A 20,717-nucleotide genomic window follows, 5' to 3' on the forward strand; every position below is an offset into this window, starting at 1 on the left:
GCCTATTCCTCCCCGGTTGCGTTATCCTCCCGGCGGATCGGCGCCACCGGTTCGACCTTCATGCCATGCTGGAGCTTGTGATACCCCTCGACGACGATCCGCTCCTCGGGCGAAAGGCCGCGCTCGACGACCATCTTGTTGTCGGGAATTTCCGGTCCGGTCTCCACGAACCGCTTCTCCACGACGCTGTCGGGCCGCACGACATAGATATAGGCCCCGCCCTTCTCGATCACCAGCGCCTTCGTCGGCACGACCACGGCGTCCTCCCTGACGTCGAGCAGCAGCTTCACCTTCGTGAACTGCCCCGGCAGCAGGATGTGGTCCGGGTTGGCCATCTCGGCCCGCACGGAGAAGGTTCCCGTCTGGGGATCGACCTGCGGATCGGCGAAATCGACCAGTCCCCGGTAGGGATACTGCGAACCGTCGGCCAGCGTCACGGTGATATAGGGATTCCACTTGCGGGTGGTGTCCTTCTGTCCCAGATTGACATTGCGCGCTTTCGAGCGCAGGTAGTCCAGCGCCGTCATGCTGAAATCGACGCGCACCGTATCGCTCTTCACGACGGTCGCCAGCAGTGACTTGCCGCTCGGACCGACCAGCGTGCCGATGTCCACGTTGCGCTCGGAAATGTAACCCGAGACGGGCGACTGCACGGTGGTGTAACCCAGCGTCATCTCGGCCTGCGTGAGGTCGGCCTCGCACACCACCACGTCGGCCGCGGCGCTCTCGTAGGAGGCGATGGCGTTGTCCAGGTCGAGCTGGCTGGCGGCGTTCTGCTCGTAGAGCGGCCGGATGCGCTCCAGGTCGCGCTGCGCCTTGAGCGCCTGCGCCTTGGCCTTGTTGAGCTGCGCCTTGGCCTTGTTCACGCGCGCCCGATAGAGTTTGGGGTCGATGACGAAGAGCGTCTGCCCCTTCTTGATATACGTGCCTTCGGTGAAGAGCATCCGCTCGAGATAGCCCTCGACGCGGGCGCGGATCTCGACGAACTGCTGCGCGCGGATGCGCCCCACGTACTCGCCATAGACGCTCACGTCCTCGACCTCCACCGGTTCGGCCGCCACGACCGGCAGCACCTCCGGCACGGGACGCGGCCGCAGCCACCACCAGACACCGCCGCCGGCCGCCAGCAGCGCGCAGACCAGCACGATCCACCGTTTGCGGTTCATCTCGACCGACACATGCGGAATCCGTTCCGCCACTCCCCTCTTCAGTTTGTCCAGATCCAGGTTCTTCAGATCGGGTTTCATTCTTTCGAAATTCATCTTACTTTTTTGTCTGTTTTCGCCGCAGTACGGGCACGGCCGCACGCGGGCTTATCGTCGCGAAAGGGACAAACCGCGGACCAATCCGGCCGCCGCAAACGCAAAACGGTCATTTCCAACCCCCTAACGGAACGACGGGACAAAGATACGCAAAAAAAACGTGGAAACGTTCCACACCCGCCGGGGAGATATTCCACAACCGGCTGCCCGGCGGGGCGCGTTGTCCGGCCCGCCGGAGGCCGGAGGCGCTCCCCGGAAACGCCCGCCGGACGTTTCCGGGGAGCGGCGAAACCCGGAAAACGCATCCCCGGTACATTTTTCCGCCACTCCGGACACACTTTGGCCGGCTTTTTGCGACATTTATATATTTTTTTGTTCCGCAAAAGGTGAATTTTTGCGACGAAAGCTGCATTTTGTCGTATATTTGCATACGATTTCCGAACCTAAACCGCACTTTCGCACAATGAACAAAAAGAAGAGATGGATTACGACCGCCGCGATTCTCGCCGTATTCTGCGCTGCGCTGGGATATTACAATTTCCGTCATGACAGCCCCGACGCGGAAGCGGGACCGGAGGCGCTCCCCGCGCCGCGACAGAAGAACGTCCTGAACGTGAACGGAATGGTCATCCGCCCGCAGACGCTCACCGACGGCATCACGACCATCGGCAACCTGCTTCCCGACGAGGAGGTGGACCTCTCGTTCGAGACCTCGGGCAAGATCGTGGAGATCAATTTCCGGGAGGGAACCGCCGTGCGCAAGGGCGAGTTGCTGGCCAAGGTGAACGACAGGCCCCTGCAGGCGCAGCTCTCGCGCTACGAGGCGCAGCGCAAGCTGGCCGAAGACCGCGTCTATCGCCAGAGCGCCCTGCTCGAAAAGGACGCCGTGAGCCAGGAGGCCTACGAACAGGCCCGCACCGAACTGGCGATGCTCTACGCCGACATCGACATCGTGAAGTCGAACATCGCCCTCACGGAGCTGCACGCCCCCTTCGACGGGGTGATCGGCCTGCGCAACGTCAGCGAAGGCGCCTACGCCTCGCCCGACGTCGTGGTGGCCAAGCTCACGAAAATCTCGCCGCTGAAGATCGACTTCTTCGTTCCCGAACGGTACGCCAACCAGATCAAGCCCGGCACGCGCCTCACGTTCACCGTCGAGGGGCGCGACGAGCAGTTCCGCGCCGAGGTTTACGCCACCGAGTCGAAAGTGGACATCGAGACCCGCACTTTCGCCGTGCGCGCGCTCTTCCCCAACCGGCAGGGCAAACAGCTCCTCCCGGGACGCTTCGCCGACGTCAAAATCCGGATGCACGACATTCCGGACGCCATCGCCATCCCGACCGAGGCGATCGTCCCCGAAATGGGCGTGGACAAGGTTTATCTCTACAAGGGAGGCAAGGCGCGGGCCGTGACCGTCCGCACGGGGCTGCGCACCGACTCCTCGATCCAGATCATCGCGGGCCTCAATGTCGGCGACACGATCATCACCTCCGGCACGCTGCAACTGCGCACCGACCTGCCCGTGAAACTCGACACCGTAGAATAAACCCGCCGCCGCATGAACATCTCCGAATTGAGCATCCGGCGGCCCGTCATGGCCACGGTGCTGACTATCATCATCCTGCTGTTCGGCGTCATCGGATACACCTACCTCGGCGTGCGCGAATACCCGAGCGTGGACAACCCGATCATCTCCGTGACATGCTCCTACCCGGGCGCCAACGCCGACGTGATCGAGAACCAGATCACCGAGCCGCTCGAGCAGAATATCAACGGCATTCCGGGCATCCGCTCCATGTCGAGCACCAGCCAGCAGGGGCAGAGCCGCATCACCGTCGAGTTCGAGCTGTCGGTGGATCTCGAAACCGCGGCCAACGACGTGCGCGACAAGGTGTCGCGCGCGCAGCGCTACCTGCCGCGCGACTGCGACCCGCCGACCGTGGCGAAGGCCGACGCCGACGCCACGCCGATCCTCATGGCCACGATCCAGAGCGACAAACGTTCGCTGCTCGAGCTGAGCGAAATCGCCGACCTGACCGTCAAGGAGCAGTTGCAGACCATCAGCGACGTCAGCTCGGTCGAGATCTGGGGCGAGAAACGCTACTCGATGCGCCTGTGGCTCGACCCTGCGAAGATGGCCGGCTACGGCATCACGCCCGTGGACGTCAAGGAGGCGCTCGACCGCGAGAACGTCGAACTGCCGTCGGGCAGCATCGAGGGCAACACCACCGAGCTGACGATCCGCACGATGGGCCTGATGCACACCACGCAGGAGTTCAACGACCTGGTGATCCGCGCCGACGCGGGCCGCATCATCCGCCTGAGCGACATCGGCCGCGCCGAACTCGGTCCGCAAGACACGCGCAGCTACATGAAGATGAACGGCGTGCCGATGGTCGGCATCGTCGTCATCCCCCAGCCGGGCGCCAACCACATCGACATCGCCGACGAGGTTTACCGCCGCATGGAAACCATGCGCAAGGACCTCCCCGAGGACGTGGTGACGGGCTACGGATTCGACAACACGCGTTTCATCCGCGCCTCGATCGACGAGGTGAAGCAGACCGTTTACGAAGCCTTCGTGCTGGTCATCATCATCATCTTCCTCTTCCTGCGGAACTGGCGCGTGACGCTCATCCCCTGCATCGTGATCCCCGTCTCGCTCATCGGCACGTTCTTCCTCATGTACCTGGCGGGCTTCTCGATCAACGTCCTCTCGATGCTGGCCGTGGTGCTCTCGGTGGGTCTGGTCGTGGACGACGCGATCGTGATGACCGAGAACATCTACATCCGCATCGAACGCGGCATGACGCCTTTCGAGGCGGGCATCGACGGCGCGAAAGAGATCTTCTTCGCCGTGCTCTCCACCTCCGTGACGCTCATCGCCGTCTTCTTCCCGATCGTCTTCATGGAGGGCACGACCGGCCGCCTGTTCCGCGAGTTCAGCCTCGTGGTCTCCGGCTCGGTGCTCATTTCGACTTTCGCGGCCCTCACGGTGACCCCGATGCTCGCCACCAAGCTCCTCGTCCGGCAGGAGCGCAAGAGCTGGTTCTACAACAAGACCGAGCCGTTCTTCGTCGGCCTCAACAATTTCTACAGCCGTTCGCTGGCGGCCTTCCTGCGCCGCCGCTGGATCGCCCTGCCGCTGGTCGGCGCGATGGTCGTGCTGATCGGCCTGCTCTGGAGCACGATCCCCACGGAGATGGCCCCGCTCGAGGACCGCTCGCAGATCACGATCAACACCCGCGGCTCGGAGGGCGCGACCTACGAATACGTCCGCGACTACACCGAGGACATCAACCGCCTGGTCGATTCGCTCGTCCCCGAAGCCGAGGCCACGACGGCCCGCGTGTCGAGCGGCAGGGGCAATATCCGCATCGCCCTGAAGGACATTTCCGAACGCAGCCGCAGCCAGATGGAGATCGCCGAGGAGCTGTCGGCCGCCGTGCGCGCGAAGACCAAGGCACGCGCCTTCGTGCAACAGCAATCGACCTTCGGCGGACGCCGCGGCAACATGCCCGTGCAGTACGTGCTCCAGGCCACCTCGATCGAACGCCTGCAGGAGGTGCTGCCCGAGTTCATGAAACGCGTTTACGAAAGCCCTGTCTTCCAGATGGCCGACGTGGACCTGAAGTTCAGCAAGCCCGAGGCGCGCGTGACGATCAACCGGGACAAGGCCAACCTGCTCGGCGTCAGCGCGCAGGACATCGGCGAGACGTTGCAGTACGGACTGAGCGGTCAGCGCATGGGCTATTTCTACATGAACGGCAAGCAGTACGAGATTCTGGCCGAGATCAACCGCCAGCAGCGCAACAAGCCCGCCGACCTCAAGTCGATCTACGTGCGCGGCGACGACGGCAAGATGATCCAGCTCGACAACCTCATCACGCTCGTCGAGACGGTCGCCCCGCCGCAGCTCTACCACTACAACCGGTTCCTCTCGGCCACGATTTCGAGCGGACTGGCCAAGGGCAAGACCATCGGGCAGGGACTCGACGAAATGGACCGCATCGCCGCCGAGGTGCTCCACGACGACTTCCGCACGGCGCTGGCCGGCGACTCGAAGGAGTTCCGCGAAAGCTCGTCGAGCCTGATGTTCGCCTTCCTGCTGGCCATCCTGCTGATCTACCTCATCCTGGCCGCGCAGTTCGAGAGTTTCAAGGACCCGCTGGTCATCATGCTCACCGTGCCGCTGGCCATCGCCGGAGCGCTCGTCTTCATGTGGGGCACGGACCAGACGATGAACATCTTCAGCCAGATCGGAATCATCATGCTCATCGGTCTGGTGGCCAAGAACGGCATCCTGATCGTCGAATTCGCCAACCAGAAGCAGGAGGCCGGCGAGGAGAAGATGGCGGCCATCCGCGACGCGGCGCTGCAACGCCTCCGCCCGATCCTGATGACCAGCGCCTCGACGATCCTCGGCCTGCTGCCGCTGACCGTGGCCACGGGCGAGGGGGCCAACGGCCGTATCGCCATGGGTATCGCCGTGGTGGGCGGCATGCTCGTCTCGACGCTGCTGACCCTCTACATCGTGCCGGCGATCTACAGCTATGTCTCGACCGACCGGAGCAAACGAACGAAAAACGAAGCACTATGAATATGAAACGAGGATTGATTACGCTGCTGGCGGCCCTTCTCTGCATCGCGGCCGCCGCCCAGGAACGACAACCGCAGCCCGGACACGCGGAGACGACGCACGAAACGGGAACGGAACGGCCCGCAGCGGACGACGTGCGCCCGGAGGCGGCATCCGCCCCGCTGCGCTCCGGGAAACCCGGCTCCGGCGCGAAAGGCGGTCCGACGGACGGACGGATCGCCCCCGTACCGGCCGCCGCGCCGGCCGCCGGGGAGGTGCTTTCGCTGCGCGAATGCCTCGAAAAGGGGCTCGAACGCAACTACGACATCCGCATCGTCCGCAACGAGGAGCGCATCACGGACAACGACGCCACGGCGGCCAACGCCGGGATGCTCCCCACGATCGACCTCTCGGCCGGTTACGGAAGCAACGTGAACCGCATCCGCACGACGCCCCGCGAAGGCGACGTCACGACCGCAAAAGGCGTTTACGACGGAACGTTCGACGCCGGGGTGGCGCTCAACTGGACCCTCTTCGACGGGTTCCGCATCCGAGCCGACTACCGCAAGTTGCAGGAACTGAAAGAAAAAGGAGCCTTGCAGACCCGTCTCACGATCGAGGATTTCATCGCCTCGTTCACGGCCGAATACTACAATTTCGTGCAGCAGACCCTGCGCCTCGAGAATTTCCGCTACGCGATGGCGCTCTCGCGCGAACGGCTCCGCATCGCCGAGGCGTGGTATCACGTGGGCAGTTCGGCACAGCTCGACGTGTTGCAGGCCCGCGTGGACTTCAATGCCGACAGCTCGCAGTACATGTCGCAGCAGGAGGCCGTCGTGGCCTCGCGCATCCGGATCAACGAGCTGCTCGCCAACGAAGAGCTGGACCGCAGGTTCCTCGTGCGCGACACGGTCATCGCCATCGACGACGCCCTGCAATGGGACGTCCTCGTGGCTGAGACCCGCACGGCGAACGCCGAGCTGCTGATGGCCGACCGCGACAACGCGATCTCCGAGCTGGAGTTGCAGAGCATCCGCTCGCGCAACTACCCCTACCTGAACCTCACGGCCGGCTACGGCTACACACACAACCGCTACGGCAGCGGCACGACGCGGATGCGCGGCCAACTGGGACTGAACGCCGGATTGCAGGTGGGCTTCACGATCTTCGACGGCAACCGCCGCCGCGAACAGCGCAACGCCCGCCTCAACGTCGAGAACACGCAGCTCACGCGTCTGCGGCTCGAACAATCGCTCATGGCCGACCTGTCGAACTTCTGGCAGGCCTACCGCAACAACCTCGAAGTGATCCAGCTCGAACGGGAGAACCTCGTCGCGGCACGCGAAAACTACCGGATCGCCATGGACAGGTATCTGCTGGGCGACCTCTCGGGAATCGAGATGCGCGAGGCGCAGAAGAGCCTGCTCGACGCCGAAGAGCGTATCCTGACGGCGCAGTACAACACCAAGCTGTGCGAAATCTCGTTGCAGCAGATCAGCGGCAACGTCACGGCTTACATGCAATAACCGCACGGACGCGACCCACGCCCGTGTGCGGCCCGGGCCGGCGCATTCCGGCATCCGGTCCGAATCCCGTTACCACGTCCCGCCCCGGCCGCCGACCCCGTGCCGGGGCGGAACCGTTTTTCCAAGAGCCGATTCCACGAACGAGACCACGGCCCCCCCCCGTTACCGGCCCGGTTCGGGCACATCGCCCGCCCCGGGGACCATTCCACCCCTGCCGCAGCGCCTCTCCGGCTGCTGCCCTCCCCCCGCCAACCGCCCGCACATACGATGCCCCGCCCGGTCCTTATCCCCTCCGGCCACTGTCCCTGCCGCCTGCTGTCCCTGCCTCCCACACATACGGCGCCCGGTCCGGATCCAGCCCCGGTCCGCCCCATTTTCCCTATTCCCTTCGCTCCGTTCTCTCTTTATTCCGCTTATTCCGCCTCTTTTTCCCGCCTTCTCCTCCGCGCGTTTCCCTTTCTGTAAATATTTTCCATTGGAAATTTGTTTTATCGGAAAACAATTTCTACCTTTGTCTCGTTATCACTTACGAACAACGACGAGAACGCATGAAAAAACTGATGGCGGCCGCACTGGCCCTTCTGACGCTCACGGGCGTCTGCGAAGCGAAAGCGAATGACAACAAAAACCAGAAAACGAATATGAAAACGATCGCACTGAACAAGGCCGATTTCCTGAAGAAGGTGGCCGATTACGAAAACAATCCCGAAACGTGGAAATACCTCGGCGACAAGCCCGCGCTCATAGACTTCTACGCCACGTGGTGCGGCCCCTGCAAGGCGCTCGCTCCGGTGCTCGAGGAGCTGGCGGCCGAATACGGGGACCGGATCTACATCTACAAGGTCAATACCGAGGAGAGCCAGGACCTCGCCGCGGCCTTCGGCATCCGTTCGATTCCGACGCTGCTCTTCATCCCGCTCGAGGGCGATCCGCAGATGGCCGTCGGAGCCATGCCCAAAGCCACGCTGAAAGCCAATATCGACCGGATTCTGCTCGGCAAGTAACGATGGCGTTTACGATCGACCCCGGGCTATGCCCGCAGAACCACCGCTGCCCGCTCGTCGCGGCATGTCCCGCAGGGGCCATCTCGCAGGAAGGGTTCGCCCTTCCGGAGATCGACCCCGGGCGGTGCGTCGAATGCGGTCTGTGTGCGGCCGCCTGCGGCAGACAGGCCGTCCGCGAACGCAACTGACCCCGACCCAAGATGGAGCGACTTTGCAAGATACGCGACCTGCAACACGCCGTGGCCCGCTTCGAGGCGGCTTTCGAACGCCGCTACGGACTGTGCCTGAACGAAGGCATGACGCTCTGCACCCTCTCCAGAAGCGGGCGGCTCTGCCCCGGGGAGCTGGGCGAACGGCTGGGACTGACCCCCTCGAACACCTCGAAAGTGCTCCGCGCCGTCGAATCCAAAGGACTCGTGAAGCGCGAACCGGGCTGTGCGGACCGCCGGCAAATGTACTACTCGCTGACCGGGGAAGGGCGTGCGCTGCTGGCCGCGCTCGACTGCCGGGAGGTGGAGATTCCCCCGCTGCTGCGGGAGCTGCTCGGCGAGTGACCGCAGCCGCAAAGGCAGCTCCCTACCGCAGTCCGTCTCGGAACAATCCGCGAACGACGAAAAAAATCCGTACCTTTGCCGCATGGAACCGACCTCGCGCAAATACCTCTTTTTCGACCTCGACGGCACGCTGACCGACTCGATGCCGGGCATCGCGCGCGCCGTGCAGTACGCCCTGCGCCGTTTCGGAATCGACGTGCAGGACCTCGCCACGCTCAAACCGTTCCTCGGTCCCCCGCTGCGCGACTCCTTCATGGAGTTCTACGGCATGAGCCCGGAGGAGGCCGACCGGGCGGTGGCCGTCTCGCGCGAATATTTCGTCCCGCGGGGCATGTTCGAGAACGAACTCTATCCCGGCATTCCGGAGCTGCTCGCCGCCACGGCGGCCGCCGGACGGGTGAACGTCATCGCCACGTCGAAACCCCAGCCTTTCGCCGAACGGATCGCCGCGCATTTCGGCATCGACCGCCACTTCCGCCTCATCAGCGGCAGCACGTTCGACGGCCGGCGGAAGACCAAGGCCGACGTCATCCGCCACGCCCTCTCCGCGCTCGGCATCGCCCCCGGCGAGGCGGTGATGATCGGCGACCGCCGCCACGACGTCGAGGGAGCCGCCGAGGAGGGGCTCCCCGCCATTGCGGTGGAATGGGGTTACGCACCGCCGGGCGAGCTGGAGGCGGCCCGCCCGCTACGGATCGTCCCCGACGTCGAAACACTGCGCCGCCTGCTGCTCGGAAACGAATAAGCGATTGTTTTTCAGCGAGATATTCCGCACCGACTATAATCCGAAACCACTCCCGTTCGGGGGGGGGCGGCTTCTTATTGATTTTCGATAAAAAATAATTGTTTTTCATTTTTTATTCATTATCTTTGTTGCCGGGGATTCCGGGCGGAGTGACAAATCGTCACATTCGCCGCAAAACAGGACGACGAACAGCGCAAAGACGATGATCAAACTGGAAAACATCAACAAGACCTACAACAACGGCTCGCCGCTGCACGTGCTCAAGGGCATCGACCTCGAGGTGGAGCAGGGCGAACTGGTGTCGATCATGGGCGCCTCGGGATCGGGCAAATCGACCCTGCTGAACATTCTCGGCATTCTGGACGACTACGACAGCGGCAGCTACTACCTCGCCGGACGGCTCATCAAGGGACTGTCGGAGACGCAGGCCGCTGCCGCCCGCAACAACATGATCGGATATATCTTCCAGTCGTTCAACCTCATCAGCTACAAGAACGCCGTCGAGAACGTCGCCCTGCCGCTCTACTACCAGGGCGTCGCACGGCGCAAACGCAACGCCCTGGCGCTCGAATACCTCGACATGCTGGGACTGCGCGACTGGGCCGAACACATGCCCAACGAGATGTCGGGCGGGCAGAAGCAGCGCGTGGCCATCGCGCGGGCGCTCATCAACAAGCCGCAGATCATCCTGGCCGACGAGCCTACGGGCGCCCTCGACAGCAAGACCTCGCAGGAGGTGATGAACCTGCTGCGCAGGGTGAACGTCGATATGGGCATGACGATCATCTGCGTCACGCACGAACAGTCGATCGCCGACCAGACCGACAAGATCATCCGCCTGCGCGACGGCGTCATCAGCAGCATCACCGAAACCGGGCTGGGACAACGATGAGGGAGCTGCTGCTGGAAATATGGACTTCGGTGCGCCGGAACAAGCTGCGCACGTTCCTCACGGGCTTTTCGGTCGCGTGGGGCATTTTCATGCTCGTCATTCTGCTCGGATCGGGCAACGGGCTCAAGAACGGTGTCGAATCCAATTTCGGCGACTACGCCACCAACTCGATCGACCTCTACGGCGGCTGGACCTCGAAACCGTGGGAAGGCTACGACCGCAACCGCCGCATCCGCCTGACGAACCGGGACCTCGAAATCCTCGAACGGGAGTTCCCCGAAGTCGAGCAGGTCGCCGCCAACACGTGGCTCTCGTCGAAAAAGATCGCCTACGAGGGGGAGTTCATGGACGTCTCGCTGCGCGGTTCGCTCCCGGAAGTGGCCCGGATCGAAGGCATCAAGGTCGCCAGGGGGCGTTTCATCAACGACGCGGACATCCGCGACTACCGCAAGTCGGCGCTCATCGACGAGGCGACGTCGCTCGTGCTGTTCAAGGGAGCCGACCCGCTGGGCAAGTTCGTCCGCGTGGACAGCCTCACGTTCAAGATCGTCGGAGTCACGCAGGGCGACGCCATGCGCAACAACGCCGTCTGCATCATTCCCCTCTCCACCGGGCAGCTCATCTACAACGCCAACGAACCCTACGTGAACAACGCCATCATCACCGTGCGCGACATCCGCACCGACGCCGAGATGGAGGATTTCGAGAAGCGACTCACGGGCCGGCTGGCCGCCGAGCACCACTACGATCCGACGGACGAGAGCGCCATCTGGATCAATAACACGATGGAGCGGTACAAGGACATGATGATCGTCTTCGGCGGCATCAACCTCTTCGTCTGGATCATCGGCCTCGGCACGCTGCTCGCGGGCATCGTCGGCGTGAGCAACATCATGCTGGTAACGGTGACCGAACGCACGGCCGAGTTCGGCATCCGCAAGGCGCTCGGCGCCAGGCCCCGGTCGATCATCCGGCTGATCCTCACCGAATCGGTGATGATCACCGCGGCCTTCGGATACATGGGCATGGTGCTCGGCGTGGCCGTGATGGAGGCGGTGAACTACTACCTGACGCAAACTCCGGCCGACACGTCGGAGACGGGCTTCGCCCCGACGATCTTCCTCGATCCGACGCTCAATCTCGGCGTGGCGGTGAGCGCCACGGTCGTGCTCGTCATCGCGGGACTCATCGCCGGCTACGTCCCGGCCTACCGCGCCGCCCAACTGAAAACGATCGACGCCTTGCGCTATAACAAATAGAGAGACGATGGGATTCTTCGACACAGACCGCTGGAACGAAATCTGGCAGACGATCCGCCGGAACCGCAAGCGCAGCATCATGACGGCGCTGGGCGTCTTCTGGGGCATCTTCATGCTCACGGTGCTGCTGGGCGCCGGCATGGGGCTGGGGCGCCTGTTCCGTGCGCAGTTAGGCGAAACCTCGACCAACACGGTGCTGATGAACCCCGGCCGCACGTCGGTCCCCTACAAGGGAATGCCCACGGGCCGGTGGTGGAACCTCGAGAACGACGACATCGCGGCCGTGAAGGAGCTTCCCGAAGTGAAATACGCCACGGGCATGGTGTGGGCCAGCCAGTTCTACGCCAGCCGCGGCGACCGCAAGGGAGAGTACGCCGTGATGGGCCACATGCCCGACTATCAGAAGATCAATCCCGAGAGGCTCCTCTTCGGCCGCTACATCAACGAACTCGACATGGAGCGCAAGCGCAAGGTGTGCCTCATCGGCACGCAGATATGGAAAGACCTTTTCCCGGGCGGCGAAGACCCCACGGGCGAGGTCATCACGTTGCAGGGCACGCAGTTCACGGTCATCGGCGTCCAAAAACGCCAGAGCCAAATGATGTCCTTCAGCGACGTCGAACGCACGATCGTCCTCCCCGCCACGCTCGTGCAGCAGATGTTCGGCATGGGCAGAACGATCCACATGCTCGCCGCCGTGGGCGGCAACGACGTGCCGCCCCGCGTACTGGAACGCGCCGTCAAGGAACCCGTCTTCGCGCGCCACATCATCTCTCCGGACGACCCGAAGGCGGCCTGGGTGATGACCACCGCCGAGTTCATCACCAAGATCAACAGCCTCTTCCGGGGAATCGGTCTCCTGACGTGGATCGTCGGCCTCGGCACGCTGCTCGCAGGCATCGTCGGCGTGAGCAACATCATGCTGGTCCTCGTCAAGGAGCGCACGCAGGAAATCGGCATCCGCCGCGCGATCGGCGCGCCGCCGCGGGCCATCATTTCGCAGATACTCTCCGAAAGCTTCGTGCTGACCTTCATCGCCGGCGTGCTGGGCCTCACGGCCGCCGTGGGGCTGCTGTCGCTCGCCGACTCGATCTACTACCAGGCCGTCGTCGTCGCGCAGGACGGCACGAACGTCTCGTGGCAGATCTCCTTCCAGACGGGCATGCTCTCGCTGGCGATCCTCGTCGCGGGCAGCCTGCTGGCCGGAGTGATCCCCGCCAGCCGTGCGCTGAAGATCAAGGCCGTGGACGCCATCCGCGAAGAATAGGACGATACGAACGAAACAATACAATGCGATAAAGCTATGAAAAAAGTGCTGAAAATTCTCTCGGGCGTGCTCTTCGTCGCGCTGCTTGTCGGAACGTTCTGGTTCCTGTGGCGGAAAACCCGTCCGGTGAAGATCCTCTACGCCATCGTGCAGCCGGCGACGGACACGCTCAAACAGTACGTGGTGGCCACGGGCAAGGTCCAGCCCCGCGACGAGGTGGAGATCAAGCCCCAGATTTCGGGCATCATCTCCGACGTTTACAAGGAGGCCGGGGAGACGGTCCGCCAGGGCGAGGTGATCGCCACGGTGAAGGTCGTCCCGGAGATGGGCCAGTTGTCGAGCGCCGAATCGCGCGTCTCGGTGGCCGAAATATCGCTGGCGCAGGTGCGGCGCGAATACGACCGCACGGCGGCCCTGCACGAAAAGGGCATCGTCTCGGACGAGGAGACCGAGCAGAGCCGCACGGAGCTGGCGAAGGCCGAGGAGGAGCTGCGCAACGCACAGGAGAATCTCGAAATCGTCAAGGAGGGCATCGCCAGCCGCTTCGCCGAGCTGAGCAACACGCAGATCCGATCGACGATCGACGGCATGATCCTCGACGTGCCGATCAAGGTCGGCAACTCGGTGATCCAGGCCAACACGTTCAACGACGGCACGACGATCGCCACGGTGGCCGACATGTCGAACATGCAGTTCCAGGGCAACGTGGACGAGACGGACGTGGGCAAGCTGCACGAGGGAATGCCCGTGCAGTTGACCATCGGCGCCCTGCAGAACGTCGAGCTGGACGCCCGGCTCGAATACGTCGCCCCGAAATCCACCGAGAGCAACGGCGTGATCCTCTTCGAGGTGAAGGCCGCCGTCGAGATTCCCGAAGGGGTCTTCGTGCGCGCCGGGTACAGCGCCAACGCCAGCGTCGTGATCCGGAGCCGCGAAGGGGTGCTGACCCTGCCCGAAGGGTGCGTGGAGTTCGAGGAGGGCAAGACCTACGTGCAGGTGCTCACCGGCCCCGAGGACGCCGAAGAGCAGACCTTCGAACGGCGCGAAGTGAAGGTCGGGCTTTCGGACGGCGTGAACATCGAAATCACCGAGGGCGTGACCGCCGACGACAAGGTCCGCGGCGCACGCATCGACCAGAAATAACCGCGACCAAACGACTTTCCGCAAGATGAAAACAGGCATCATTCCCATACTCCCGCTCCGCAGCCGGCGCAGCGCATCCGGGCCGTTCCGCAGCGATCGCCGGAGTTCCGGCCGCGGACGGCTCCTGGCCCTCCTCGCACTGGGCCTCGCCGCCCTGCCGTCCGCGCCGCTCCGCGCGCAGACCGCCCCGGCGGAACCGGCCGGGCAGCCGGAAGCCGCCGTTCCGGCCCCGGGCGAACCGTGGACGCTCGAAGCGTGCATCCGCTACGCCCAGCAGCACAACACCGAGGTGCAGCAGCGCGCCCTCGAGGTCGAACGCAACGACATCGAGCTCTCGACGGCCCGTTACAGCCGGCTTCCCGACCTGAACGCCTCGCTGGGCGGCGACGCCTCGTTCGGCCGGGCGCTCACGAGCGACAACACCTACCGCGACAACAACCAGACCTCGGGATCGCTGAACGTCTCGGCCTCGATGCCGCTCTTCCAGGGCATGCGCATCAACCACCAGATCAAGGCCGGGAAATTAGACCTCGCGGCCGCCGTGCAGGACCTCGAACGCATCCGCGAGGACGTGGCGATCAACGTCATGACGCTTTACCTCCAGGTGCTCTACTACAAGGAGCTGGTCGGCGTCTCCCGGCGGCAGCTCGAACTGAGCACCCTCCAGGCCGAACGCAGCCGGGGGCTGGCTGCCGAGGGCAAAGAGCCCGAATCGGCCGTCTATGAAAGCGAAGCACTCGCCGCCAACGACCGCATGACCCTCACGCAGACGCGCAACGAACTGCAACTGGCACTGCTCGACCTGAGCCAGGCGCTCAACCGCGAAAGCGCCGCAGGCTTCGACGTCGTCTTCCCCGAGCTGGACAGCCTCACGATCGAGACGCTGCACCGCACGGCGGGGTCCGTCGATGCGGTTTACGCCTATGCGGCCGAGAACCGGCCCCACATCAAGGCCGAGCGGCTGCGCCTCGGCAGTTCGGAGCACGCCGTGGACATCGCCCGGTCGGCACTCTACCCGTCGCTCTCGCTCTCGGGCGGCTACGGCACGGGAGTTTACAGCGCCGACGACTCGAAATTCTGGGCCCAGATGCGCCACAACAGCCGCGAATACGTGGGGCTGTCGCTCGGCATTCCGATCTTCAACCGCCGCGCCTCGCGCAACAACGTCCGCACGGCGAAGATCGCCGTCCGCAACCAGCAACTGGCCGTGACGGCCGCCGAACAGGCCCTGCGCAAGGAGATCGAGCAGGCGTGGTACTACGCCGACGCCGCCTACGCCAAATACCTCTCGGCGGCCGCCGCGCTGGCTTCGGCCGAGGTGGCTTTCCGCTACGAGGAGCAGAAGGCCGCGGCGGGCCGCTCGACCGTCTTCGATTTCAGCGACGCCAAGACGCGCATGGAGAAGGCTGCCTCGGAAGCCGTGCAGGCCAAATACGAGTTCGTCTTCCGCGCCAAGATTCTGGACTACTACCGCGGCGAGCCGTTGCGGCTCTGACCCGGTGTCCGAACCCGGCTCCGGCGTCCGAACGGAACGGCGGCGGGAAGGCGCCCGAAGAGGCTTCCCGCCGCCGTCTTTACCGTTGCAGATCACCTGTCACCGACTGCGGCCGTATTCCTCCGCCCCCTGCTTCCGGCGGATCGCGGCACGTCCGGGAGGTCCGCGATACAAATTTCCGCGCCGAAAGGCGGCAATCCCGAAAATTTGACCTACTTTTGCAGCGGTTAGCACGCACAAGGTTAGGATGGAATGGCTTAAAGATCTGCTCGTCGAGCATTCGGCCCTGCAGGCCGTCGTGGTGATTTCGCTCATCTCGACAATCGGCATCGGACTGGGAAAAATCCGGTTCTTCGGCATCTCGCTCGGCACGGCCTTCATCTTCTTCGTGGGCATTCTGGCCGGGCACTTCGGACTGTCGCTCGACCCGGCGATGCTCACCTATGCCGAGGATTTCGGCCTCATCATCTTCGTCTATGCCCTCGGCCTGCAAGTCGGCCCGGGCTTTTTCAGCTCGATGCGCGCCGACGGACTGCGGCTGGTCTCCCCGGCCATCGCCGTCGTACTCGCAGGAACGGCGCTGGCCGTGGCCCTGAGCTACGCCTTCGGGATTCCGATGCCCGACATGTCGGGTATCCTCTGCGGCGCCACGACCAACACTCCGGCACTCGGCGCGGCGCAGCAGACCCTCCAGCAGGCGGGACTCGATGCCAACGGCGCGGCGCTGAGCTGCGCGGTGACCTATCCGCTGGGGGTCGTGGGCGTCATCCTGGCGATCGTCACCCTGCGCAAACTCTTCGTCCGCCCGGCGGACATGCCGGGACCCGACGCCGAGCACAAGAAGAACCTCTTCATCGCCAGCTACCACCTCACGAATCCCGCCGTCTTCGGCAAGAGCATCCACGACATCGCCGCCGAGAGCCACCACCACTTCGTCATCTCGCGCCTCTGGCGCAACGGACAGGTCTCGATTCCTACGTCGGACAGGCAGTTGCAACGCGACGACGTCATTCTGGTCATCACCAACCGCGACGAGGCCGACGCCCTGCGGCTCATCTTCGGCGAACAGGAGCAGAAGGACTGGAACACGGAGAACATCGACTGGAACTCGGTGGACGGGCAGCTCATGTCGCAGCGCATCCTGGTGACGCGCCCCGAAATCAACGGCAAGAAGCTCTCGGCACTGCGCCTGCGCAACAACTACGGCATCAACATCAGCCGCGTTTACCGTTCGGGCGTGCAGCTGCTCGCCACGCCCGACCTGAGACTGCAACTGGGCGACCGCCTGACGGTCGTGGGCGAGGCGCAGGCGATCCGCAACGTCGAGAAGATCCTCGGCAACGCCGTGAAGAGCCTCAACGAACCGAACCTCGCGGCGGTTTTCATCGGCCTGATCCTCGGCCTCACGCTCGGAAGCATCCCGATCGCCGTGCCGGGCGTCTCGATCCCCGTGAAACTGGGACTGGCGGGCGGCCCGATCATCGTGGGTATTCTCATCGGCACGTTCGGCCCCCGGATGCACATGATTACCTATACCACGCAGAGCGCCAACCTTATGCTGCGCGCGCTGGGGCTCTCGATGTACCTCGCCTGTCTGGGCCTCGACGCCGGGGCGCACTTCTTCGAAACCGTCATGCGGCCCGAAGGCATTCTCTGGCTGGGCGTGGGCTTCGTGCTGACGTTCGTCCCGGTCGTCATGGTGGGTCTGCCGGCGATGCGGCTGCTGAAGGTCGATTTCGGCTCCGTAGCGGGACTGCTGTGCGGCAGCATGGCCAACCCCATGGCCCTCAACTACGCCAACGACACTATCGAAGGCGACAATCCGTCGGTCTCCTACGCCACGGTCTATCCCGTCTGCATGTTCCTGCGCGTGATCGTCATCCAGATCACGCTCATGCTTTTCATCTGACCGCAGCAGAGCCGGGGTTTTCCGTCCCCGGAGCCGCCGCCGGTTCCGCATTCTCCGCAGCGGCCGGAGCCGCAAATCCCGGCCGGCCGAGCGCCGCCACGTCGTTGCCCGACGGATTCTGAAACACCCTCAGGTCGAAAGCCGGAATCACCGCCAGCACATGATCGAAGACGTCGGACTGAATCCCTTCGTAATCCTCCCACACCACGGTATCGGTAAAGAAATAGAGCTGCATCGGAAGCCCCGTCTCCGTGGGCTGCATCTGCCGCACCATCAGCGTCATGCTCCGGTTCACCGGAACCTCCTGCCGCAGGTAGCGGACCAGATAGGCGCGGAAAACGCCCAGATTGGTCTGGTGCAGGCCGTTGATCCTCCGCTCGCCCGGGCCGATGCCGTGCGCGGCGTTGTAGGCTTCGATGCGCCGCTCCGTTTCGTCGATATACTCCCGGACGAGGTCGATCTCCCGGTAACGCGCCAGCATCTCCGGCGTGCAGAACCTGACGCTCGTCATGTCGATCGACACCGAACGCATCACGCGGCGGCCGCCCGAGAGCTGCATGCCGCGCCAGTTCTGGAACGAATCGGAGGTGAGCAGGTAGGGAGGCAGCATGACGATCGTATTGTCCCAGTTGCGGATCTTCACGGTCGTAAGCGACACCTCCTCCACCGTGCCGTCCGCCCCGTACTTCGGCACGGAGATCCAGTCGCCGACCTGCAACATGTCGTTGGCCGAGAGCTGGATGCCCGACACGAATCCCAGGATGCTGTCGCGGAAGATCAGCATGACGATGGCCGCCGAAGCGCCCAGCCCGGTCAGCAGGATCGCCGGGGACTTGCCGATCAGGATGGACACGACGAGAATCGTACAGACCAGCAGCGCGATGCCCTGCGCCGTCTGCCGCAGTCCCTTGATGGGCTTGTTCTGCCAGGCAGGGCGCGATGCGGCGATACGGAAGGCGGCATAGAGCAGCGCGTCGATGAAGCGGAAGACCGAAATGACGACATAGGACTGCATGAGGCGCATCACGACGACGCGCGCGCCGGAACGCTCCTCGAACACGATCGGGAGTACGACGGCCAGCAGCACGGCGCTCAGAATGTGACAGGCGCAGCGCAGCACCCGGACGCTGAACAGCGTGTCGTCCCACACGGCGCGCGTACGCGCCACGAGCCGCCGCACGCCGCGGACGATGACCAGCCGGCAGGCGAAATCGAACAGTACGACGAAGAGCAGCACCAGCAGAAAGGCGATCCAGCGATCCCACCCTCCGGTGTCCGACGTGACCCCCAGCCACCCGAGCAGCAGGTCGGTCCAATGCTTGAGTAAGTTCCGCATACTGGAGGAACCCGCAAAATCCGGGCCGCCTCGTGCCGAGCTATCCGAGAATCAGCGCCGCCTCGCTCTCGAAATTGGGGGTGAAGACACCCTTGCCGAGCGAAGCGCGAATCTCCCCGGGCGTCCAGAAACGGCCGCCGTCCAGCTCGTCGCTGGGGAAGATCGCCCCGTCATACACCGCGCGGTGGACATAGACCAGCTCCCGCTCGCGGTCCGAACGGAACGGATAGACGGCGATGCGGAGCGGTGAGAACTCCGTAATGCCCAGCTCCTCGCGCACTTCGCGGCGCAAGGCCTCCTCCACCGTCTCGCCCCAGTCCACATGGCCCCCGACGGCCGTATCCCAGCGTCCGGGCTGAATGTCCTTCCACACCGGACGCCGCTGAAGGTAAAGTTCGCCGCGCGAATTGAACAGGTGCAGGTGCACCACCGGATGCAGCAGCATCGACCCGCCGTGGCACTCGCGGCGCGTGGCCCGGCCCACGACACGCCCCGTCTCGTCCACCACGGGAAAAAGCTCCCCGCCGTCGTCGCGGCGCGCGGCGGCTTCCGGCCGCACCCTGTCATCGCGCAGCATGACGGGGGTATTTTTTCAGGTAGATGAGCACGGTCAGCATACCGACGAAGACGAACGCCGCGCCGGGCAGCGCCGTATAACGGTAGTCAAGCCCCCGTTCGATCGGCAGTCCGCCGCAGTAGGCCCCGAGCGCATTGCCCAGGTTGAAGGCCACCTGCACGAGGGCCGCACCGAGCATCTCCCCGCCGCGCGAGTTCTCGAGAATCAACAACTGCTGCGGCGACGACACGCAGAAAAGGCAGGCGGCCGTCAGGCACATGAGCGCCAGCGAGAGGTCGCGGACCTGCGCGCCGAAGAAGATGGCGAGCAGCGCGAGGCACGCCACGCCGAGCGTGCAGCAGACGACCCGCTCGGGCGTGAAACGGTCGGCATAGCGGCCGCCCACGATATTGCCCGCGAACATGCCGAAACCCGCCAGCATGACGACGAGCGTCAGATCGTCCGCCGCGAAGCCCGAAGTGCGGACCATGAGCGGGCCGACATAGCTGTACCAGCAGAAGATGCCGCCGTTGCCGAGCATCACCGAGAGGAGCACCAGCCACGGCGCGAGGCTCCGCAGGAAGCGGAACTGCCCCCGCAGCCCCGTGTCGGGAAGCGCCGGCAGCGCAGGGACCCACATGCGGATCAGCAGCAGGGCGACGGCGCCCCACACGGCGACGATGGCGAACGTGGCGCGCCATGTCAGCGCATGGCTGATATAGGTTCCCAGCGGCACGCCGAAGAGATTGGCGACGGTCATGCCGACGATCATGACCGACACGGCCCCGGCGCGTTTCCCGGGGTCGGCGACCCGTTCGGCGACGATGGACCCCACGCCGAAGAAGGCGCCGTGGGGCAGTCCCGAGACGAAGCGCATGGCCATCAGCGTCCAATAGTTCGGGGCGGCGGCCGCGCAGAGGTTGCCCGCGACGATCAGCCCGGCGAGCACCAGCAGAATGTATTTCAGCGGACGCGTGCGGGCCACGAGCACCGTGAGCGGCGCCCCGAAGCAGACTCCCAGCGCATAGGCCGAGATCAGATGCCCCGCCTCGGGGATCGAGACGCCGAGGCTCAGGGCGATGTCGGGCAGAATGCCCATCATGACAAATTCGGACATACCGAGCGCCAGCGTACCGAACGCCAGCGCGACAAGACTTTTCTTCATCGGGAAAGAATCTGAAACCTGACTT

Annotated in this window: 17 protein-coding genes; 13 read left to right on the forward strand and 4 right to left on the reverse strand. The window is 64.2% G+C overall.

Annotated features, from left to right (window positions below; all coding sequences use genetic code 11):
* Nucleotides 1-2: 2 nt before the first annotated feature.
* A complete protein-coding gene (locus FME97_RS03795) occupies nt 3-1,262 on the reverse strand; it encodes an efflux RND transporter periplasmic adaptor subunit (RefSeq protein ID WP_141427948.1) in 1,260 nt (419 codons plus the stop codon).
* A gap of 463 nt (nt 1,263-1,725) precedes the next feature.
* Between FME97_RS03795 and FME97_RS03800 the strand changes: the two genes are divergently transcribed.
* The 13 genes from FME97_RS03800 to FME97_RS03860 all read left to right on the forward strand — a co-directional run bounded on the left by FME97_RS03800 (nt 1,726) and on the right by FME97_RS03860 (nt 17,635).
* Nucleotides 1,726-2,808 (forward strand): efflux RND transporter periplasmic adaptor subunit, encoded by a 1,083-nt coding sequence (locus FME97_RS03800; RefSeq protein WP_141427949.1) that lies wholly within the window; start codon nt 1,726-1,728, stop codon nt 2,806-2,808.
* A 12-nt stretch (nt 2,809-2,820) separates the two neighbouring features.
* Nucleotides 2,821-5,862, forward strand: coding sequence for an efflux RND transporter permease subunit (locus FME97_RS03805; RefSeq protein ID WP_141427950.1), 3,042 nt, complete (start codon nt 2,821-2,823; stop codon nt 5,860-5,862).
* The gene (locus FME97_RS03810; RefSeq protein WP_232522928.1) at nt 5,859-7,367 is read left to right on the forward strand and encodes a TolC family protein; all 1,509 of its coding nucleotides are present in this window, start codon (nt 5,859-5,861) and stop codon (nt 7,365-7,367) included. Before FME97_RS03805 ends, FME97_RS03810 begins: the two co-directional genes overlap by 4 nt.
* A 548-nt stretch (nt 7,368-7,915) precedes the next feature.
* Complete coding sequence (gene trxA, locus FME97_RS03815) at nt 7,916-8,371, forward strand: thioredoxin (protein ID WP_141427951.1); 456 nt, start codon at nt 7,916-7,918, stop codon at nt 8,369-8,371.
* Nucleotides 8,372-8,373: 2 nt separating this feature from the next.
* The gene (locus FME97_RS03820; RefSeq protein WP_141427952.1) at nt 8,374-8,559 is read left to right on the forward strand and encodes a 4Fe-4S binding protein; all 186 of its coding nucleotides are present in this window, start codon (nt 8,374-8,376) and stop codon (nt 8,557-8,559) included.
* A gap of 12 nt (nt 8,560-8,571) precedes the next feature.
* Nucleotides 8,572-8,925, forward strand: a complete 354-nt coding sequence (locus FME97_RS03825; RefSeq protein ID WP_141427953.1) for a MarR family transcriptional regulator — start codon at nt 8,572-8,574, stop codon at nt 8,923-8,925.
* Between the two features lie 82 nt (nt 8,926-9,007).
* Nucleotides 9,008-9,670 carry an HAD family hydrolase gene (locus tag FME97_RS03830; RefSeq protein WP_141427954.1) on the forward strand — a complete coding sequence of 221 codons (663 nt, stop codon included), beginning with the start codon at nt 9,008-9,010 and terminating at the stop codon, nt 9,668-9,670.
* Between the two features lie 202 nt (nt 9,671-9,872).
* Nucleotides 9,873-10,562, forward strand: coding sequence for an ABC transporter ATP-binding protein (locus tag FME97_RS03835; protein ID WP_141427955.1), 690 nt, complete (start codon nt 9,873-9,875; stop codon nt 10,560-10,562).
* Nucleotides 10,559-11,821, forward strand: coding sequence for an ABC transporter permease (locus FME97_RS03840; protein ID WP_141427956.1), 1,263 nt, complete (start codon nt 10,559-10,561; stop codon nt 11,819-11,821). The genes FME97_RS03835 and FME97_RS03840 overlap by 4 nt, the downstream gene beginning before the upstream one ends.
* Before the next feature lie 7 nt (nt 11,822-11,828).
* The gene (locus FME97_RS03845; RefSeq protein ID WP_141427957.1) at nt 11,829-13,088 is read left to right on the forward strand and encodes an ABC transporter permease; all 1,260 of its coding nucleotides are present in this window, start codon (nt 11,829-11,831) and stop codon (nt 13,086-13,088) included.
* 36 nt (nt 13,089-13,124) lie between these two features.
* Nucleotides 13,125-14,231 carry an efflux RND transporter periplasmic adaptor subunit gene (locus FME97_RS03850; RefSeq protein WP_141427958.1) on the forward strand — a complete coding sequence of 369 codons (1,107 nt, stop codon included), beginning with the start codon at nt 13,125-13,127 and terminating at the stop codon, nt 14,229-14,231.
* Between the two features lie 25 nt (nt 14,232-14,256).
* A complete protein-coding gene (locus FME97_RS03855) occupies nt 14,257-15,726 on the forward strand; it encodes a TolC family protein (protein WP_141427959.1) in 1,470 nt (489 codons plus the stop codon).
* Between the two features lie 247 nt (nt 15,727-15,973).
* Nucleotides 15,974-17,635 (forward strand): putative transporter, encoded by a 1,662-nt coding sequence (locus FME97_RS03860; RefSeq protein ID WP_141427960.1) that lies wholly within the window; start codon nt 15,974-15,976, stop codon nt 17,633-17,635.
* Here the strand turns inward: FME97_RS03860 and FME97_RS03865 are convergent.
* The 3 genes from FME97_RS03865 to araJ are packed head-to-tail and all read right to left on the reverse strand — an operon-like array spanning nt 17,628 to nt 20,692.
* Nucleotides 17,628-18,971, reverse strand: coding sequence for a mechanosensitive ion channel domain-containing protein (locus FME97_RS03865; protein WP_141427961.1), 1,344 nt, complete (start codon nt 18,969-18,971; stop codon nt 17,628-17,630). The two genes, FME97_RS03860 and FME97_RS03865, sit on opposite strands and share 8 nt — an antisense overlap.
* A 40-nt stretch (nt 18,972-19,011) precedes the next feature.
* Nucleotides 19,012-19,548, reverse strand: coding sequence for an NUDIX hydrolase (locus tag FME97_RS03870; RefSeq protein ID WP_141427962.1), 537 nt, complete (start codon nt 19,546-19,548; stop codon nt 19,012-19,014).
* Entirely contained in the window at nt 19,535-20,692 is a 1,158-nt protein-coding gene (araJ, locus tag FME97_RS03875) for an MFS transporter AraJ (RefSeq protein ID WP_141427963.1), read from the reverse strand. Before araJ ends, FME97_RS03870 begins: the two co-directional genes overlap by 14 nt.
* Between the last annotated feature and the right edge of the window lie 25 nt (nt 20,693-20,717).

This window comes from Alistipes dispar, assembly GCF_006542685.1.
Classification (GTDB): domain Bacteria; phylum Bacteroidota; class Bacteroidia; order Bacteroidales; family Rikenellaceae; genus Alistipes; species Alistipes dispar.

What these genes read in the sequence shown, in the direction of transcription:
- FME97_RS03800 (WP_141427949.1), top strand. Translation starts at nt 1,726, where the DNA reads ATGAACAAAAAGAAGAGATGGATTACGACCGCCGCGATTCTCGCCGTA.
- FME97_RS03850 (WP_141427958.1), top strand. Translation starts at nt 13,125, where the DNA reads ATGAAAAAAGTGCTGAAAATTCTCTCGGGCGTGCTCTTCGTCGCGCTG.
- FME97_RS03825 (WP_141427953.1), top strand. Translation starts at nt 8,572, where the DNA reads ATGGAGCGACTTTGCAAGATACGCGACCTGCAACACGCCGTGGCCCGC.
- FME97_RS03830 (WP_141427954.1), top strand. Translation starts at nt 9,008, where the DNA reads ATGGAACCGACCTCGCGCAAATACCTCTTTTTCGACCTCGACGGCACG.
- FME97_RS03805 (WP_141427950.1), top strand. Translation starts at nt 2,821, where the DNA reads ATGAACATCTCCGAATTGAGCATCCGGCGGCCCGTCATGGCCACGGTG.
- FME97_RS03870 (WP_141427962.1), bottom strand. Translation starts at nt 19,548, where the DNA reads ATGCTGCGCGATGACAGGGTGCGGCCGGAAGCCGCCGCGCGCCGCGAC.
- FME97_RS03810 (WP_232522928.1), top strand. Translation starts at nt 5,859, where the DNA reads ATGAATATGAAACGAGGATTGATTACGCTGCTGGCGGCCCTTCTCTGC.
- FME97_RS03840 (WP_141427956.1), top strand. Translation starts at nt 10,559, where the DNA reads ATGAGGGAGCTGCTGCTGGAAATATGGACTTCGGTGCGCCGGAACAAG.
- FME97_RS03865 (WP_141427961.1), bottom strand. Translation starts at nt 18,971, where the DNA reads ATGCGGAACTTACTCAAGCATTGGACCGACCTGCTGCTCGGGTGGCTG.
- FME97_RS03820 (WP_141427952.1), top strand. Translation starts at nt 8,374, where the DNA reads ATGGCGTTTACGATCGACCCCGGGCTATGCCCGCAGAACCACCGCTGC.
- FME97_RS03845 (WP_141427957.1), top strand. Translation starts at nt 11,829, where the DNA reads ATGGGATTCTTCGACACAGACCGCTGGAACGAAATCTGGCAGACGATC.
- FME97_RS03835 (WP_141427955.1), top strand. Translation starts at nt 9,873, where the DNA reads ATGATCAAACTGGAAAACATCAACAAGACCTACAACAACGGCTCGCCG.
- FME97_RS03855 (WP_141427959.1), top strand. Translation starts at nt 14,257, where the DNA reads ATGAAAACAGGCATCATTCCCATACTCCCGCTCCGCAGCCGGCGCAGC.
- araJ (WP_141427963.1), bottom strand. Translation starts at nt 20,692, where the DNA reads ATGAAGAAAAGTCTTGTCGCGCTGGCGTTCGGTACGCTGGCGCTCGGT.
- trxA (WP_141427951.1), top strand. Translation starts at nt 7,916, where the DNA reads ATGAAAAAACTGATGGCGGCCGCACTGGCCCTTCTGACGCTCACGGGC.
- FME97_RS03795 (WP_141427948.1), bottom strand. Translation starts at nt 1,262, where the DNA reads ATGAATTTCGAAAGAATGAAACCCGATCTGAAGAACCTGGATCTGGAC.
- FME97_RS03860 (WP_141427960.1), top strand. Translation starts at nt 15,974, where the DNA reads ATGGAATGGCTTAAAGATCTGCTCGTCGAGCATTCGGCCCTGCAGGCC.